Origin of the sequence: Donghicola sp., assembly GCF_025210255.1 — a bacterium.
GTDB classification, from domain to species: Bacteria; Pseudomonadota; Alphaproteobacteria; order Rhodobacterales; family Rhodobacteraceae; genus Donghicola; species Donghicola eburneus.
Genome location: NZ_JAOARZ010000026.1, coordinates 1 through 15,932 on the forward strand (window position 1 = coordinate 1; position 15,932 = coordinate 15,932).

Annotated in this window: 14 protein-coding genes and 2 pseudogenes; 6 read left to right on the forward strand and 10 right to left on the reverse strand. The window is 53.2% G+C overall.

The genetic code is table 11. The features are described 5' to 3' along the window. A partial coding sequence (locus tag N4A58_RS12255; protein WP_293709987.1) for a helix-turn-helix domain-containing protein occupies nucleotides 1–256 on the reverse strand: 256 nt, incomplete at its 3' end. A gap of 102 nt (nucleotides 257–358) precedes the next feature. Between N4A58_RS12255 and N4A58_RS12260 the strand changes: the two are divergent. Beyond that, nucleotides 359–496, forward strand: a pseudogene (locus tag N4A58_RS12260) (transposase domain-containing protein); the annotation flags it as partial. Between the two features lie 89 nt (nucleotides 497–585). On the opposite strand, the pseudogene N4A58_RS12265 reads toward N4A58_RS12260, so the two are convergent. The 5 genes and pseudogenes from N4A58_RS12265 to N4A58_RS12285 all read right to left on the reverse strand — a co-directional run. Continuing rightward, nucleotides 586–774 (reverse strand): annotated as a pseudogene (locus N4A58_RS12265) (transposase); the annotation flags it as partial. A gap of 200 nt (nucleotides 775–974) precedes the next feature. Further along, on the reverse strand, nucleotides 975–2,210 hold the full coding sequence (locus N4A58_RS12270) for a hypothetical protein (RefSeq protein WP_293709988.1): 1,236 nt from the start codon (nucleotides 2,208–2,210) through the stop codon (nucleotides 975–977). Further along, the gene (locus N4A58_RS12275) at nucleotides 2,207–4,063 is read right to left on the reverse strand and encodes a glycosyltransferase (RefSeq protein ID WP_293709990.1); all 1,857 of its coding nucleotides are present in this window, start codon (nucleotides 4,061–4,063) and stop codon (nucleotides 2,207–2,209) included. The genes N4A58_RS12270 and N4A58_RS12275 overlap by 4 nt, the downstream gene beginning before the upstream one ends. Nucleotides 4,064–4,216: 153 nt before the next feature. Further along, nucleotides 4,217–4,870, reverse strand: a complete 654-nt coding sequence (locus tag N4A58_RS12280; RefSeq protein ID WP_293709991.1) for an ABC transporter ATP-binding protein — start codon at nucleotides 4,868–4,870, stop codon at nucleotides 4,217–4,219. Nucleotides 4,871–4,885: 15 nt separating this feature from the next. Beyond that, complete coding sequence (locus N4A58_RS12285) at nucleotides 4,886–6,253, reverse strand: sugar transporter (protein WP_293709993.1); 1,368 nt, start codon at nucleotides 6,251–6,253, stop codon at nucleotides 4,886–4,888. Nucleotides 6,254–6,506: 253 nt separating this feature from the next. Between N4A58_RS12285 and N4A58_RS12290 the strand changes: the two genes are divergently transcribed. Then, complete coding sequence (locus tag N4A58_RS12290; RefSeq protein WP_293709994.1) at nucleotides 6,507–7,328, forward strand: ABC transporter permease; 822 nt, start codon at nucleotides 6,507–6,509, stop codon at nucleotides 7,326–7,328. A gap of 3 nt (nucleotides 7,329–7,331) precedes the next feature. Here N4A58_RS12290 and N4A58_RS12295 read toward each other — a convergent pair whose 3' ends face one another. From N4A58_RS12295 to N4A58_RS12310, 4 genes are all read right to left on the reverse strand, one after another. Then, entirely contained in the window at nucleotides 7,332–8,438 is a 1,107-nt protein-coding gene (locus N4A58_RS12295) for a glycosyltransferase (protein WP_293709996.1), read from the reverse strand. 49 nt (nucleotides 8,439–8,487) lie between these two features. Beyond that, a complete protein-coding gene (locus N4A58_RS12300) occupies nucleotides 8,488–9,000 on the reverse strand; it encodes an acyloxyacyl hydrolase (RefSeq protein WP_293709998.1) in 513 nt (170 codons plus the stop codon). A gap of 212 nt (nucleotides 9,001–9,212) precedes the next feature. Then, nucleotides 9,213–10,754, reverse strand: a complete 1,542-nt coding sequence (locus N4A58_RS12305) for a sodium:alanine symporter family protein (RefSeq protein ID WP_293710000.1) — start codon at nucleotides 10,752–10,754, stop codon at nucleotides 9,213–9,215. Between the two features lie 25 nt (nucleotides 10,755–10,779). Then, nucleotides 10,780–11,214, reverse strand: coding sequence for a universal stress protein (locus N4A58_RS12310; protein WP_092464479.1), 435 nt, complete (start codon nucleotides 11,212–11,214; stop codon nucleotides 10,780–10,782). A gap of 284 nt (nucleotides 11,215–11,498) precedes the next feature. Here N4A58_RS12310 and N4A58_RS12315 point away from each other — a divergent pair, with 284 nt between their 5' ends. The 4 genes from N4A58_RS12315 (at nucleotide 11,499) to repB (ending at nucleotide 15,776) form a co-directional block, all read left to right on the forward strand. After that, nucleotides 11,499–12,737, forward strand: a complete 1,239-nt coding sequence (locus N4A58_RS12315; protein ID WP_293710003.1) for an aminopeptidase — start codon at nucleotides 11,499–11,501, stop codon at nucleotides 12,735–12,737. Between the two features lie 334 nt (nucleotides 12,738–13,071). Next, a complete protein-coding gene (locus N4A58_RS12320; protein WP_072702548.1) occupies nucleotides 13,072–13,401 on the forward strand; it encodes a hypothetical protein in 330 nt (109 codons plus the stop codon). A gap of 288 nt (nucleotides 13,402–13,689) precedes the next feature. Beyond that, on the forward strand, nucleotides 13,690–14,865 hold the full coding sequence (gene repA / locus N4A58_RS12325; protein ID WP_092464483.1) for a plasmid partitioning protein RepA: 1,176 nt from the start codon (nucleotides 13,690–13,692) through the stop codon (nucleotides 14,863–14,865). Next, nucleotides 14,865–15,776 (forward strand): plasmid partitioning protein RepB, encoded by a 912-nt coding sequence (gene repB / locus N4A58_RS12330; RefSeq protein WP_293710006.1) that lies wholly within the window; start codon nucleotides 14,865–14,867, stop codon nucleotides 15,774–15,776. Before repA ends, repB begins: the two co-directional genes overlap by 1 nt. The last annotated feature ends 156 nt before the right edge of the window (nucleotides 15,777–15,932 follow it).

The following is a 15,932-nucleotide window of genomic DNA, read 5'->3' on the forward strand; positions in this document are numbered from 1 at the left end:
ATTCGATCTCGAGGGCTTGGCGCCCAACCAAGCGTTCGAGAGCAGCAATCCTAGCCTCATATTCTGGGATCTGCTCTGACTGCTGAGTTTCTGTGTCAAATTCGCCGTTCTCGTATTTCTCAATCCAAGTGCGGATCAAATGGCGGCATAGATCATATTCAACACTCAAGGCGTTGAGGGCAGTGCCGTTGAAGTACGCTTCGACGATCATGCGCTTGACCGGAATGCTATGACGACGGTGTCTTCTCTTGGTCATGTGACCTTTCTCCTTGAAGGCCCGACTGGGGAAATTCAGAGATACTATGGTCCAGTTCCAGGGGCGCACTCCACATTCTGGGGATTTTTGACCTGCCATTGACAAACGGCAAAGCTGAACGGTTTCGACCCACAAGCCTACCTCACGGACATCCTGAGCCGGATCCATGATCACAAGATCAACCGGTTGGACGAATTACTCCCATGGAACTGGATAGCCCCGAGCGCGCACGAAGTCTGATCCACATGACGTCAATAACGACGCCAATAATGACATAGCCTAAGAAATTAGCTCCAATTCAGGCGGGCGGTCCCAATGGAGCCGTTACCCTTCATCGAGAGGCAAGTCTGTATCGCGGCGTCGCTGTAGCTCTGATGGCGGCCACGTCTGCTCGTCGGCACTCCATCCCAGCTCATCTCCGGGACAAACCAGATCGTCAGCGAACCTCGGCGCTTGAGCGCTTCGTTATAGGCTGGCCAGTTCTTGGTCCTGTAGGTTGGGGGTGTAGGTGTGCTCACGCATCCCGGCTACCACGCTGGGTTCGCGAGATGAATCCCTTACGCGATTTGTGCAACAAAGCCGCACGTCGCCATCCGATACCACCGAAGCGCAAAAAAGTTCTCCTAAGCAATAATTGTCGCCGCAACCGTTTTGTTCTGGCTTTCAACAAGAACGAGTCCTGATCCTAGTCATTTGCCAACACTAAGATTCATGGCTATTAGCTGTAATTATTGAAGCTGGTTTTTAACTCGTAAATATACTGCTGTAGTTCTTGATCTAGTAAAATTTCTTGATTGCAGTGTAAATATTCAAGAACCTTCTTTGCACACTCGATTTCGCAATAGGGCAACGAGGTGTTTGCCTTTTCTAGATCGGGGAAAAAAGAAGCATCTCCACTGATCTTGGCTATGTAGCTATCGATTGGCTGGAAATCACGAACGAGTTTTTCACGGTTCTTTGGGCCAAATAGCTCAATTTGATTGCTCGGAGGAAGATCACATTCACTGGCAGCCTTTCTCAGAGCTTTGCGAAGGAGTTTAGCTTTACCTGGTGCCAAGTCATGGTTCCCACGGCGTGCGATCTCGTAGGTCGCCCGATGAAGGGAGTCATTAACACGCCTTTCTGGTTCGCTTTCCTTGGGTAGTTGTAGGCCAGTTTGATCGAAGAAGTCTGCCACCGACCCTCCGTTCTGCTGGACTTGGGTATAATTTCGCAGAATGATTTTCGCGTTGGGTAAAGCATTCACCCACCCCTCAAGCATCAACTTGTAGTCAAAGTGAATGCTGGTTTCATATGCCCCCATACCATTATTGGCCAGACGCGGGAGCGAATGACCAAATTTCAAACGCTGACCGTGCCAACTTGCAATATACTCATCAATTCTTCTGAGTGTCGAAACAAGTGTTATATTAGCATCTGGAAAGTGAGAGAGTAAGTTCCGTATCAAACGAGGTTCGACTGCGTTGAAGTTTGCAAATACTTCTGCCGCTAGGATAACAGTATGTGGATTATTAAAGCGGATCTGATTTTTAATCGCGACAAACATTTGTCTGCGCGCAGGTAGATTTTCGTGGTAGCTTGGAACTTCGCGTTTCGTCGCCTCGGCCATCATTCTGAAAGCTAAGGCATTGTGTGGTTCACGTATATTGATAGGGAGTGCGCCATCTATTTGTGAATGACCACTCGCCAAAGAAGCCGCGTAAGAGAGTCCTTCAAAGTCGATAAAAGGATACAAGATTCCTTCGCGCGCAAGCGGGATGTAGTTTCGGGCGAGAAAATCCTGAAGTGACGTTGACCCTACCTTATGATGTCCGATGAAGAGTATCAAATTCAGCGGAGCATTCTTGTCGCGTATTTTAGGGCTCGAAGCGATACAGGCGGTCGAATCTTTTCGATGCTCAAGATCGTTTTTGAAAATGGAATGAATCCGATTCAGCTTGGTCTTCAGTGTCACTCTGCTGCTTCCCGCTGCATTGGCATCTTTTGCGACATGTTTAGCTTTTTACGCCAATATGTCTCACCGGTGTACTCATTATAGGCCTTACGATAGCGGCTCTTAAGGGACTCGTATTCACTCAAAAACGCTATGCTCGCCTTAATAAAACGCGATATTCCCTTCCAGCCTTTGATTTTGCTGTGTTTTACTGTATAGAATTTGTCGCGATCAGTATTCAAATTTGTTATCTCCGAGGCTCCCCAAAAAACTCCCATATGCCCACGCTGTGAAGCGTGGAGAAGGATTTTGGAACCTAACTTTTTGAATCCTGGGACTAATAGACCGTTCAAGGTGAACTTCATCATCGTCCTGTGCCAAAAAGGCGTATATGTCTCGCGGTGCGGAGGCAAAGGCGTGCCGCTTGCCAGCGGCTTCCACGCTTCATTTACTGTCAACGCTTTGATGTCAGCGCGGCGCTTCGCAAGGTCCGCATTCGTATCAAAGAATTCTGGTCCGCGCGTGACGTCTTCCAAAGCCAAGTTGATTGCTTCGATTGTCTCGTAATGCATTCTCGGAAGGTTGCGCAGAAGGAACCAAGCTGCGGTTTTTAACACACGCCACTTCCCAATCTCCATCTTGGGAAGCGTAAGATGGTGAACCATATGGCTCCGCAGATCCAGATACCAAGTGAGGGGACTTTCTTTCTCTGTGAAGCTTTCTTGTATCGAGACGACGCCATTGAGCGTAACCGTGTTAAAATCGTTCGCGAGTGAGAAGCTTACATCGTCGCCCCGGACAAAGAATGGAAAGGCATAATGGTCCACAGTGTCGACCGGGAAGGCGAAAAACCACCAGCCAGCATAGAAATTCCATTTCACAGGAAGGCTTGCTTCGAGTTCCATATCGACCATTTCGAAGGTGCTTCGAAGGTCGGTTCCCATGTGAAGTGGTAGACAGCGGCCATTAAATTGAGCGCCGTTCTCCCAGATTGCCCATCTATGCGTCTCGGTCATCATAGCACCCGCAACAGCAGTTCTGGGATCAGTCGCGTATGCGAGGAACAGCCATGTTCGTTCTAGGCTCTCCATGTGAATCGCAGCGTCATCATCCATGAAAAGGCAGTGTGTGTCACCGCGATCACGTGTTTCCAGAAGTCCGCGCGTAAATCCGCCCGCGCCGCCAAGATTTTCATTAGGGACAAGCGAGACACAATCTGGCAAATCCGAACCATCCAAGTGATCGGCAACAGTTCTGCCGTTATCGGTCACAGTGAGGTGCATATTCGCAGCGAGCGGTGACGTCTCCATAAAGGTCGCAAAGCGCTTCATGGTGCGAATGACGGCTTCTTCGCGTTTAAAGGTAGTGACGGCCAAATTTAATTTTGGCGCCCGCTTTGGCGAGTCTCGGGTTTCCCACCGCGCATCTGTCAGTTTGCCTGGGCACATCGCTTTGAGCGAGAAAAACGCTAAGCCATCGACATGGGGTTCAGACAAGATATGCTGAAGATTGATCCGCAGAAGACCATCGTCTACGCTCGGATCCAGAATGATAATTTCTGTCAGAACGTTTTCCCAAGACCGTTCCCTAGCTGCAAGCATGATAGAAAGTTCAAATGTCCCTTCACCGGTCAGAGCAAGTGAGAGATCGGTTAAGCCGCACTCCCGCTTCCACTTCTCGGTGTTGAAAAGATTGAACCAAGTCCCGAAATCGGCGATGCCAGAGGGAACAAATTGGACCTCGCGTTTGCTGACCGATATTGCAGACGCACCGTTGATACGGACGTACAGATCTCGTTCAGTTGAAATGCCAGGCTCGGGCCACATCAATGACTGCAATGTTGTATAGGATGCAGACTGGGTGTCGTGGCTCATTGCCGAAGCTCCTGAAACGGATGTTGTTTTCTGCGCAGCAGTGCTGCACCGAGAGATGTTTAAGGGCGGTATACTCGTTGATTTTGGCGATGAGTACCGTGAATTTACGCGTAGCGGGCTTTGTGGGCGGAGTTTGGCTTTTTTGATACGTTTTCAATCAAGCATCGCTTCGTGAACAGCAATCGCCTCGTCCAGATCGTCAAAGTACCTTGCACGACCACTCTCCAGCACGACGCCAGCGTTACAGAAATTTCTGACGTCTTTCATGTTGTGATTCACCATAATGGCGCTTGATGTTTGCATACGTTCCGCAAAAATACGTCTGCTTTTTTTCTTAAACGCGCGGTCGCCGACAGCGGTGACCTCATCGACGAGGTAGGTGTCGAACTTGATGCCCATCGAGCAGCCGAAAGTCAGTCGCGAACGCATTCCGCTTGAATAACTGCGCATTGGCATGTGGTAGGATTTTCCGAGCTCAGCGAAATCCTCAACAAATGCGACAAGATCATCTGTATCCACGCCATAGATACGAGCCACAAAGCGGACGTTCTCAGCGCCGGTCAGGTCTCGGTGGAAGGATCCACCTAGTCCAACGGGCCACGAAATGGACCCGTCACTGACAATGCGGCCACTGTCGGGTCGTAAAATCCCAGCAATAATCTCGAGCAGGGTGGATTTACCGGCACCGTTCCGACCCAGAAGTGCCAATGAGCGGTCCGAGGGAATGGTGAGGTTGAGATTGTTGATCACAACCTTCTTTTCGCCCTTTAGTCTGAAGCTCTTGGTTAGATTTTCGAGCCGTATCATGCTCTATACACCTGCTTAGCTTCGGTCTCTGATCGAATAGTAAATGAGGACACCAATCGACCAAATGAACAGGAGGAACAAGGAAGCGAGTCCACCAATCATCACTCTCTGGGGGGCCTCTGCTTCTTGTGCCAAGCTTGGGCTGATGTAGGTGGCAAGATATCGGCTTTGGCGCGAGGCATTGTCGCGCGCCGCATCAAGAGCGGTGAGAGCGGCACGATACGTCTCTTCGGCAAACTGCAGGTCGACGTTAAGCCGTTCGTATTCCGACAAGAGCGCAGGATAGTCTTGCGAGGATGCGACATCTTCGCCTGAGGAGGTTAGGTTTGCCCGCTCCGACTGGATCCGCTCTTTGATCACGGCAATGCGCTGTTCGGACTTTTGAACACGCGGATCGTTTGCGCCGACCGAACCGAGCAAGACATCGTAGTCAATCAGAGCCTGCGCCAACTGCTGTTGGAGGTTATTCATCACGCCCATGCGCCCCTGAATATCCGCTGTGGGATCGACGATCTGGGTGCGTGTCCGGAACTGAGTTAGGGCTTCACGTGCGTCCTTAAGACGTTCCAAAGCTTCGGCCAAATCAGCCTCCGCATAGCCCATCGCATCAGATCGTGCCTGCTCATTCAGCGTATTGATGCGCGTCTGGCTTGCGCCAAGAATGGCCTGAGTTATTGCCTGCGAGTATTCCGCGTCGTACGCGCTGGCTTGAACTTCGATAAGACCAGAGCCACTGTCGTAAGAAATTTTGACCACGCGGCTCCAGTACCAAACCAGTTGCTCTATCGATGCATCAGGCCAAATCGCAAAAGCCCAGTCAGTGGGCCAGTGCTGGCTATAATGCTCTCGTAAATCGAGTTGCTGATCTACGACGCGCACCATCTCTTGGCTCTGGATGAATTCAAAGAGAATGTCGCTATCAGACGCCGTACTGGCGGACGCGAAGCTCGCCAATCCTCCGAGCAAATCACTGGCACCGGAGTTTTCTTGGCTCCGGACCGTAAAGCCGGTGGTAGATACGTACTGATCCTCGGCAACCGTCCATAGATAGAAATTGACAGCGACAACCGGCGCGAGGACGAACAGGAAGAAGCTAAGAATGACCCCCCAATGGCGGCGCTTCATTCGTGCAGGGCGCGCCAGAGGAAATTCCGCCGCGCTTGCGCGTGCGTCATCAAGTTCTTGTTCGAGCGCTGTGATCTTCGCTCGAAGCTTACCCTTGAGTTTCTTGTTGTTGCCGCCGTTCCCCTTGTTCTTGCCAGAACGATTGGTATTCCCCCGTTGTCCTGAGGCGGTGTTCTTTGCCTGCTTTCGGCCTTGGTTCCGAGGTTGCGCCGATGTCTCGTTTTCCACGGAAAGTGAAGGGGTCTTGGTTTCCGTCATAGGCTTTTGTTGTCCTCAGGGGCAATCATGTTGCAGCCATATGGCCTGTCTGCTCTCTTCGACAGTTAGACCTATGGCTCTTGAAATGCAACGCGTTCGCGTTTTGTCTTGAACACTTCTTTGTACAGGTTTTGCCCCTTGTGCGACGAACTACGATTTGTAATTGAGTGAACACTGCAGGGCGTTGCGGTCCGAGTGAAGGACTTGCGAACCGCTCGCCAGTCATTTCCGCATTAGGCGAAGGATGCTCACATTGGTTGACCAAAACGCAGCAGGACTTGTCGCAAAGCGCCGGGCACAGAGCACGAAGCGCTCTTTTGCCTCTATGCGGACTATCTCTGCGCTTGTCCTGCGAGAGATGTCGACCCGATATGGAAGAACGCCGGGCGGCTACATCTGGAGCCTGCTGGAGCCGATCGCAGCAATTTTGTTTTTGTCGTTAGGCTTTTCGCTCATAATCCGGACCCCCCCACTTGGAACGAGCTTCTTGCTGTTTTACACAACTGGCTTTTTGCCGTTCAATATGTATAATAACATTTCGAACACGACGGCTCGGGCGATTAACTATTCAAAATCGCTTTTAAAATTCCCAGCCGTGACTTGGTTGGATGCAATTTTTGCGCGGCTATTGTTGAACAGTCTTACCAATGTGCTGATTATAGTTCTGCTTATCGGCAGTGTGTACTTTATTGTTGATGCGCGATCTACTGTCGACCTGCCTTTGGCTGTGATGGCTGTCGCTCTGTCAGTTTTCTTTGGGTTCGCTGTAGGGACTGTAAATTGCGTATTGCTTGGTTTGTTCCCACTGTGGGAACTTGCCTGGTCAATTATCACGCGTCCACTTTTCATTGCTTCTGGCGTATTATTTCTCTATCGCGACCTTCCTGAAGGGGCGCAACAGTTTTTGTGGTTCAACCCGCTGATGCAGATTGTTGGCATGATGCGGGCTGCTTTCTACTCCACCTACGACGCGTCCTATGCGAGCGTTTCGTATATCCTAGGTGTGTCTCTTGCGCTTCTGACGCTCGGATTGATTTTGATGGGACGGTACCATCAGGACATCCTGAATCGGTGATAGTCAGGATTTTGCGATCCGTAAGACTTGCTTATGGACGCGTTTCCTGCGCCCGAAAATCCCATCAAGCGTGGCCAAGGACAGCAGTTTGAGGAAAGCGAGGCGCTCACCCTCGTGGCTGCGCGTTTTCAGGAGCCATTTGGGTAAAATCACGAGCATCGTGGGCCAGAACATTAGTCCTGCCGCCATCTTGTAGAGGATAAGCAAGTTTCTGTGGTAGTAGTAGACCTTCCACAAAGGAACGAACCTGCCCCGTTGGGCGTTTTCGTCATCGCCGGCTGTAAACGTCCCCATGTCATGTTCGAAAAGAACGGTGGGTTCGAAACCAATCTTATGTCCCGACTTTGTAAGCTCGAGCGTGTAAATCCCGTCGTCTCCGTAAATAAAGAGATCTGGGTCGGGGTAACCAATCTTGCGTATGGCGCGAGCGGAAATGAAAAAGCCCACAAAAGATGTGACGTCGATCTGCATGCTCGGACCATCATAATCCGAAGGCTGTACGTGAAAGCCTGAACGCCCCCCTCCAAATAGCGTGCGAACGAATTCTTTGCGGTGCCAGAATGGATTACGAGAGGGCCGGTTCATCTCACAAATTTCGCCGGTCGGAAAATAAACCGCGGCCGCGATGGCGTCCCATTTGTCTTCGGGGATGGCATGAAACCGTGTCAGAGCGCCTTGGGCAGGGCGTCCATCGTCGTCCATTACAACCAGCCAGTCAGGGGTGTGTGCGCCCATCGCGCGGCGCATGCCGGTGGCAAAGCCCCCTGCCCCACCCGTATTCTCGGCGCTGTGGATGATGTCGAGTCGTGTATCCCCGTCCGAGACCAACTCGCTCTCATAATCATCGATCCAATCTTTGGTGCCATCTGTCGAGGCATTGTTCACCACGACCACCGCTGACAACTCGTCAGTGCTGCTTTCAAGCAGGCGTTCGAGCGTCACCTTCAACTTTTCCAAGCGATTATACGTTACCACGACAGCCACGAGCCGTCTGTTCAAAACGGGCGTCAAAGCTTCGCCGATAGGGTCGGAAACGGTGCGTGTCAAAGGCTCGGATCTCAATAGCGTCTGATCGGCGAAAACACATAATCCGCCGATGGTGTCAATCAATTCACCTCAGGGGGAAGTCAGCCACAGTGAATACCGGTGTCCCGGCAGTTCAATTGGTTGGAATCGACACGCGTAGGTGGACCGTTTCCAAGCCCATGTTGCTGTCATAGATTCCCGCGTTTGATCGGTGGTCGTAACCCAAACCAATTCGCATTCCATTGCGGGCTTCATAGCCAAGCTCAACACCCGAACGGAACTCGATGGGGCCGCCGAGGTCCACGCCGTTGCCTTGGACGTAGAGACCCGGCATCGCGTGGAATTCCAGATAGCCCGCGCCAAAGGTTGTGTCCCAAGACTGACCAACGCCGATCCAGCCATCGTTATCGTCTGTCAAAGACAGGCCATAGATTACTTGAAACGGGCCATAGGCCAGCGAGGTGTCACGGCGCACGTAGAATTCAGTACCAAATGGGTCATCTTGAAAATAGGTCTCGCCCAAAGAAAAAGACATTCGGCTGTCGACTTCGTTCGGGCCAAGACAGCTGCCTGTCGGGCAGTAATTCGAGCCCATATCCAGCAGTCCCAGCGCTAGGGTGAGAACAGCAAAAGTACCGTCAGCCACGAAAATTCTCCTTGGTTGCCTGTCTGCGCTGGTTCATGTGACACCACATGCCGAGCGTGTCTTCAAAGTCTTTGGAGAACAGGTAAGGCACACGCTCGCGTTTTGCACGAGAAAACAGTGGACCATGTTGGGAAAGTGATTGGTCGCCCCCGAATTGCAACAGGCCCCGCGTGTTGCAGGGCCTGCATAGTTCTATACCTTGATCTACTGGCTTATTTAAATTTCTTGATTTCGCCAGATTTCAAGCGGCTGACGTAGCTGTCGAGCTCGCGTTTTACGATCGGCATCAAGAAGTACAGACCGATGATGTTCACCACAGCCATGGCAAAGATCGACGCATCGGAGAAGTCGATGACCGGACCTAGGCTCGCGGCCGCGCCGACAATGACAAACAGGCAGAAGATCACCTTGAACGTCAGTTCCTTTGCCTTGCCTTCGCCAAACAGGAAGGTCCAAGCCTTCAGCCCGTAATAGCTCCAGCTGAGCATGGTCGAGAAGGCAAAGAGGATGACCGCCAAAGCCAGCACGTAGCGGAACCAGCCAAAGGTCGCGGAGAAGGCAGCAGATGTTAGGGCCACGCCCGTGTTTCCGCTGGCGGTTTGGATCGCGCCATTTTCGCCAACCATATACAGTCCGGTTTCGGGATCGACCATCAACTGGCCCGTGATGATGATCACAAGCGCGGTCATTGTGCAGATCACAACAGTGTCGATGAAGGGTTCGAGCAACGAAACGTATCCCTCCGTCACCGGTTCTTTGGTTTTCACAGCAGAGTGTGCGATTGCCGCAGAGCCGACCCCCGCTTCGTTCGAGAAAGCCGCGCGTTTGAAGCCTTGGATCAGCGCGCCAGCAAGGCCGCCGGCGACACCTAGGCCGGTAAAGGCCCCTTCGAAAATCTGGCCAAAAGCCCACCCGATCTGATCAAAGTTGATCAGCAGGATGATGAGCGCTGTGATGACATATAGAACGCCCATGAACGGGACGACTTTTTCTGTCACTTTGGCAATAGACTTCAGGCCGCCCGCGATCACCGCGAACACGATCGCCGCGAAAATGATGCCCGTGATGTAGCCGGGGTAATCCCCGAGAACGTTGGTCAGCTGCGCGTGGGCTTGGTTTGCTTGGAACATGTTGCCACCGCCGAACGCGCCAAAGATACAGAAGATCGCAAACAAGATGGCCAACGGCTTGCCGCCCTTCAGCCCGCGCTCTTCGAAGCCTTTGGTAATGTAGTACATTGGGCCGCCAGATACGGTGCCGTTCGGAAATTCATTCCGGTACTTCACACCCAGCGTGCATTCTGTGAATTTCGAAGCCATGCCCATCAGACCGGCCAGGATCATCCAGAACGTAGCGCCGGGGCCGCCAATGCCGACCGCAACAGCCACCCCCGCAATATTCCCCAGACCAACGGTGCCGGATAGCGCGGTTGCCAGTGCTTGGAAGTGGCTGACTTCGCCAGCGTCATCGGGATCAGAATAGTCGCCCTTGACCAGCTGGATCGCATGTTTGAACCCACGAGCCTGAATCAGCCCGAAGTAGAAAGTAAAGATGGTCGCCGCAACGACCAGCCAAGCCACGATCCACGGAAAACTTGTGCCGGGGAACGGGCTGAAGATGAAGCTCACAAACCAGCCGGTCGAGTTGGCAAAGATCGCATTCACGGTTTCGTCGACTGTGCTCGCTTGCACGGGGGCTGTCAGCAATGAGGCCGCCGCCGCCCCGAGCAGGGGCGCTTTGAAGTGCGTTTTCATGGCAAATCCCTGTTGGGCTTATTGTTTAGGGGACGATCGTCACGGCAACCGGCGCGGCTTGCGCCAGAGTACCCGCAACCGAGCCGAAGAGACGTGTCGAAATAGAAGACTGGCCGGTGCGGCCAATCACAAGCTGTTTGGCACCGCTTTCTTTGACGATGGCCAGCAAGGTTTCTGCAGTGTGGCCGTATTTGACCAGAACCTCGACCTCAACGCCGCTGGTTTGCAGCTCTTTGAGCAAAGGGCTGACAATCGCCTTGTCTGCCCGTTCCAGTTCTTCTTTGCGGCGCATGTGCCGTTCTTCGATTTCTGTCTTTGTCAGGAACGAATAGGGCGACCACTCCAGCACGTGGGCCACGATCAATGTGGCGCCTTTGGCTTTGGCGACGTCCAGCGCGAAGTTCACCGCATTGTGGGCGTTTTCGCTTCCATCGTACGCGACGACGATTTTCTCTGTCATCGGTTCCTCCAGATTTTGTTATGTTTGCCATCAATGGATTTGTTGGAAACTATCGACTCTGCGTCGGGAAGTTCTCTTGAAATGGTGGCAGGTCCTGCGCGTTTCGTCCGAATTTTTGGGGAATTTGAGCCGATCTGCGCAGGTTCTTGCGATCACGTTAAAGGCTTGCTCAAGATTCAGGATCATAAATACCAATCTTGGCCCCGATTTCAGTACTGGCCGATACCTTGACCTTCGTGCGGCGCGATCACACCTTGAGCCTCGCAATACATCACGGAGGCACTATGACGACCGATCCCATTTCCCCCAAAGCGCTCGATAAACTGGCTGATGTGGCAGTGAAGGTTGGGCTGAACCTGCAAGAGGGGCAGGATCTGGTTATCACCGCACCGGTTGAGGCTCTGCCATTGGTTCGCCGGATCACCGCTGCCGCTTACCGCGCCGGTGCAGGCGTTGTGACACCGATTCTATCGGACGCTGGCATTACGCTGGCGCGGTTCGAAAATGCACAGGACGCGTCGTTCGATAAGGCGGCGGACTGGCTTTACGCTGGCATGGCCGAAGCGTTCAAAGGCAACGCTGCGCGATTGGCAATCGTTGGCGAAGATCCGATGTTGCTCGCCGAGCAAGACCCCGAAAAGGTCTCGCGCGCTGGCAAGGCAAATTCGATTGCCTACAAGCCTGCGCTTGAGAAAATCGCGAATTTTGACATCAACTGGACGATTGTCAGCTACCCCACCGTGGCATGGGCCTCGCGAGTGTTTCCTGACCTGCCAGAGGCCGAGGCGGTCGAAAAACTGGCGAACGCGCTCTTCTCTTCTTCGCGCGTGCTGGATGCGGACCCGGTTGCGAATTGGACCGATCACAATGCTAACTTGCGCAAGCGCACTGCGTGGCTGAATGAACAGCGCTTCTATGCCCTGCACTTCTCTGGTCCGGGAACGGATCTGACGGTCGGGTTGGCCGAAGATCATGAATGGCATGGTGGCGCCTCGACCGCGACGAACGGGATCACCTGCAATCCGAATATTCCCACCGAAGAAGTTTTTACCACCCCTCATTCGGCGCGCGTGGACGGCGTAGTTCGGTCGACTAAGCCCCTTTCGCATCAAGGTAGCCTGATCGATGACATCGAGGTTCGCTTTGAAGCTGGTAAGATTGTCGAGGCAAAAGCATCGAAAGGCGAAGCGGTGCTGCAAAAGCTCTTGGACAGCGACGAGGGCGCGCGGCGCTTGGGCGAGGTGGCGCTGGTGCCGCATTCATCGCCGATTTCGCAGTCCGGCGTCCTCTTCTATAATACGTTGTATGATGAAAACGCGGCCTGCCACATCGCCTTGGGCCAGTGCTATTCAAAATGCTTCCTCAATGGCGGCGACCTAAGCCCCGAGGAAATTGCAGCCCGCGGTGGCAACAGCAGCATCATCCACGTGGACTGGATGATCGGCGGTGCTGAGATCGACATCGATGGAATCTTGCATGATGGCACCCGAGTCCCCGTCTTCCGCAAGGGGGAATGGGCCTGATTTGAAGCTGTCGCGGACCGTCAAAAGGTCCGCGACTCATAAAATTTCATCGCTTCTGAAACTTTTTCTGCATTTTTTTCGTTCCAAATGTTGTGCCTGATTACAAGTCGGCACCTATAGGCTGTGATAGGTGCGACAGAAAACCCTTTAATTTCAAGGTGCCCGTGTCTGTTGCGAAACGTGCGTTTAGGCGAATTATACATTTCCATACTTACGGGTATGCCCCCTCCCCTAACGAGATCATTCTAAAATTCGGGGTTCGGCTTTAAATTTGTGTGTAGGCGGTCGTTCTTAAAAGGGACGCGTCAATTAACATTTAACCCGTGAGACCGAAATGCTGAACAAATCACTCATTCTGCGTTTTCCCGACCTTCAAGGTGCACAGATGGCGGCCCCGTTCATGGTCGAGGGACTCGCGACCCAACTTGATGAGTTGCAGATCATCGATCTCAAAGTCATCATCGGGAAGGCGGGTGAACTCGTGGTATCCGCTGGTTTCGAGGATGCCAAGACCCTCAAAAAAGCGGACTCCTTTTTCGCCGAGATGATCGAGACGATGAAGAAGTCATTCTTGTTCCGTGTCAACGTGTTTGACGCGGTCGCCGTAATGAACCTGAACGCGGACGCGATTGAAGCCAAGACGGCGGCGCGAGCCGCGGCTTAACGTATCTAACAGAGTTCCGAACCTCGTGTTAAACGCCCCGCCATCGTGTGGGGCGTTTCGCTGTTTGTGATTCTGTTCTTGCGGTTACGTGGGTCCTGGACGGGGCCGCAATCACCCAGTGAGTCCTTCCAACTCGGTCCCAAAGGGCTAGGAATCCCCATTACTCTGGTGTCATTTACAAAAAGTGCTTGTCAGACTCGGGATGCGTAGGCCATTAATTACGCTAACTAGAGAATATGACGCCTATAACCGTAACAAACGGCGTTGCACCGAGGGCAGACTGAACGAATGGCACAACAGGGCCGCATAGATCTATTGGTTGGGCAGCATGCTGCAAGCTTGTCGGAACGCCTGCAAGCCCACCGCACGCAGCTGTTCCCACCAGATGCGAAACGTGCCCTGCGAAAGTTCACGAGCGGCGAAGTCGCAAACCTACTCGGTGTCAAAGACGCGTATCTGCGCAAACTTCATCTGGATGGTCGCGGACCAGAGCCCGAAATTCGCACTGGTGGCCGCCGATATTACTCGACCGAAGATGTCCAAGCACTGCGCGATATGCTCGAAAAGGGCGCCAAGGTGCCTGGGACCTACCTGCCCGGGCGGACTGAGGGCGACCACCTGCAGGTGATTACGGTCATCAACTTCAAGGGCGGCTCAGGCAAGACGACGACTTCTGCACATCTGGCGCAGAAGCTCGCGCTTGACGGCTATCGCGTTCTAGCGGTGGATTTGGACCCACAGGCGAGCCTTTCGGCTTTGCACGGGTTTCAGCCGGAGTTCGACTTGTTGGACGGCGGAACGCTGTATGATGCGATCCGCTATGATGATCCGGTGCCGTTAGCGGATGTGATCCAGAGCACCTATTTTACCAATCTCGACATCATTCCGGGTAATCTGGACTTGATGGAGTTCGAACACGACACCCCCAAAGCTCTGGCAGAGCGGTCGGGCGATTTGTTCTTTACCCGCGTTGGCGAGAAACTGGCCGAAGTGGAGGCCAGCTACGACGTTGTTGTGATTGATTGCCCGCCTCAGCTGGGGTTCCTGACCATGTCCGCGCTCTCTGCGGCGACCGCGGTACTGGTGACGGTTCATCCCCAAATGCTTGATGTCATGTCCATGTGTCAGTTCCTACTGATGACCTCCAATCTGCTTGGGGTCGTGGCTGAGGCCGGTGGGGATATGTCCTATGACTGGTTGCGGTACCTTGTGACGCGTTACGAACCTGGTGATGGTCCGCAGAACCAAATGGTCAGCTTTATGCGGTCCATGTTTGGCGAGCATGTGCTGAACCACACCGCGCTGAAGTCTACTGCGATTAGTGATGCCGGCATCACTAAACAGACCCTGTATGAAGTCGAAAAGAACCAGTTTCATCGCGCCACCTATGAACGGGCTATGGAGAGCCTGAACAATGTGAACGGTGAGATTGAGGATCTGATCCAGAAGGCTTGGGGGCGCTGATGGCACGCAAGAACCTTCTCGGAAATCTCTCAAACCCAACCGGAGAGGATGCGCCCGCTCCGGCTAAACCGCGTCGGACGACTGGTGCGATTGGGGCTGTGAGCCAGCAGATCGCTGACCTGAAAACGCGCGCTCTTGCCGAAATTCCTCCGGAATTGATTGACGACGCTGGCCTCAAGGACCGGCTTGACGACGATCCAGACGGTCTGGCGGCGCTCGTCTCGTCTATAAAGGAATATGGCCAGCAGGTGCCTGTCTTGTTGAGGCAGTCGCCAACAGATGGCAACCGCTACGAGATCGTCTATGGCCGACGTCGAGTTGCAGCTCTGCGTGAGTTGGGCATGCCGGTCCGTGCAATGGTTCGGGTGCTCAATGATCGGGACCTGATTGTCGCCCAAGGCCAAGAGAACGCAGCGCGCAAAGACCTGACGTTTATCGAGAAGGCTAATTTCGCGCGGCAGATGGTCGAGAACGGTTTTGAGCGCAAAGTCATTTGCGACGCGCTGCATATCGACAAGACCGTTATCAGCCGCATGCTCTCTGTGACGGACGCGGTGCCCTATCCCATTATTATGGCGATTGGTGCGGCCCCCAGCGTGGGACGAGACCGCTGGCTTGCGCTCGCAGCACGGATGCAGGGGCGACCCCTTGAGCAAATCATTGACATGGCGCAGGGGCAAACCTCGGACGATCGCTTTCAAGCGGTCTTCGACGGGTTGGCGCCAGAGAAACTACCCAGGCGCAACACACGCAAGGAGCTGCGCACGGGTGCCGGAAAACCGTTGGGAGAAGTCAGCCGCAAAGGCGACAAGACTGTCCTGACGTTAAAAGACAAGGATGGGTTCGACGACTGGTTGATCCAGAACCTTGATCGCATTCACTCAGAGTTTCTGAAGAACTCGGGCGAATAAACAAGAGCAGTTTGAAACAGGAAAAGGAGGCACGACCCCGACACCAGAAAAGAAAAGACCCCCCAGGACATACATCCCGAGAGGCCAATTCGTCTTAGCACTTCGAACCTACCCTTGGGAGTTGACAGCTGTCAACCATCGTTGAGTCCGATGGAT

What these genes read in the sequence shown, in the direction of transcription:
- repA (WP_092464483.1), top strand. Translation starts at nt 13,690, where the DNA reads ATGGCACAACAGGGCCGCATAGATCTATTGGTTGGGCAGCATGCTGCA.
- N4A58_RS12310 (WP_092464479.1), bottom strand. Translation starts at nt 11,214, where the DNA reads ATGACAGAGAAAATCGTCGTCGCGTACGATGGAAGCGAAAACGCCCAC.
- repB (WP_293710006.1), top strand. Translation starts at nt 14,865, where the DNA reads ATGGCACGCAAGAACCTTCTCGGAAATCTCTCAAACCCAACCGGAGAG.
- N4A58_RS12320 (WP_072702548.1), top strand. Translation starts at nt 13,072, where the DNA reads ATGCTGAACAAATCACTCATTCTGCGTTTTCCCGACCTTCAAGGTGCA.
- N4A58_RS12275 (WP_293709990.1), bottom strand. Translation starts at nt 4,063, where the DNA reads ATGAGCCACGACACCCAGTCTGCATCCTATACAACATTGCAGTCATTG.
- N4A58_RS12280 (WP_293709991.1), bottom strand. Translation starts at nt 4,870, where the DNA reads ATGATACGGCTCGAAAATCTAACCAAGAGCTTCAGACTAAAGGGCGAA.
- N4A58_RS12285 (WP_293709993.1), bottom strand. Translation starts at nt 6,253, where the DNA reads ATGACGGAAACCAAGACCCCTTCACTTTCCGTGGAAAACGAGACATCG.
- N4A58_RS12305 (WP_293710000.1), bottom strand. Translation starts at nt 10,754, where the DNA reads ATGAAAACGCACTTCAAAGCGCCCCTGCTCGGGGCGGCGGCGGCCTCA.
- N4A58_RS12315 (WP_293710003.1), top strand. Translation starts at nt 11,499, where the DNA reads ATGACGACCGATCCCATTTCCCCCAAAGCGCTCGATAAACTGGCTGAT.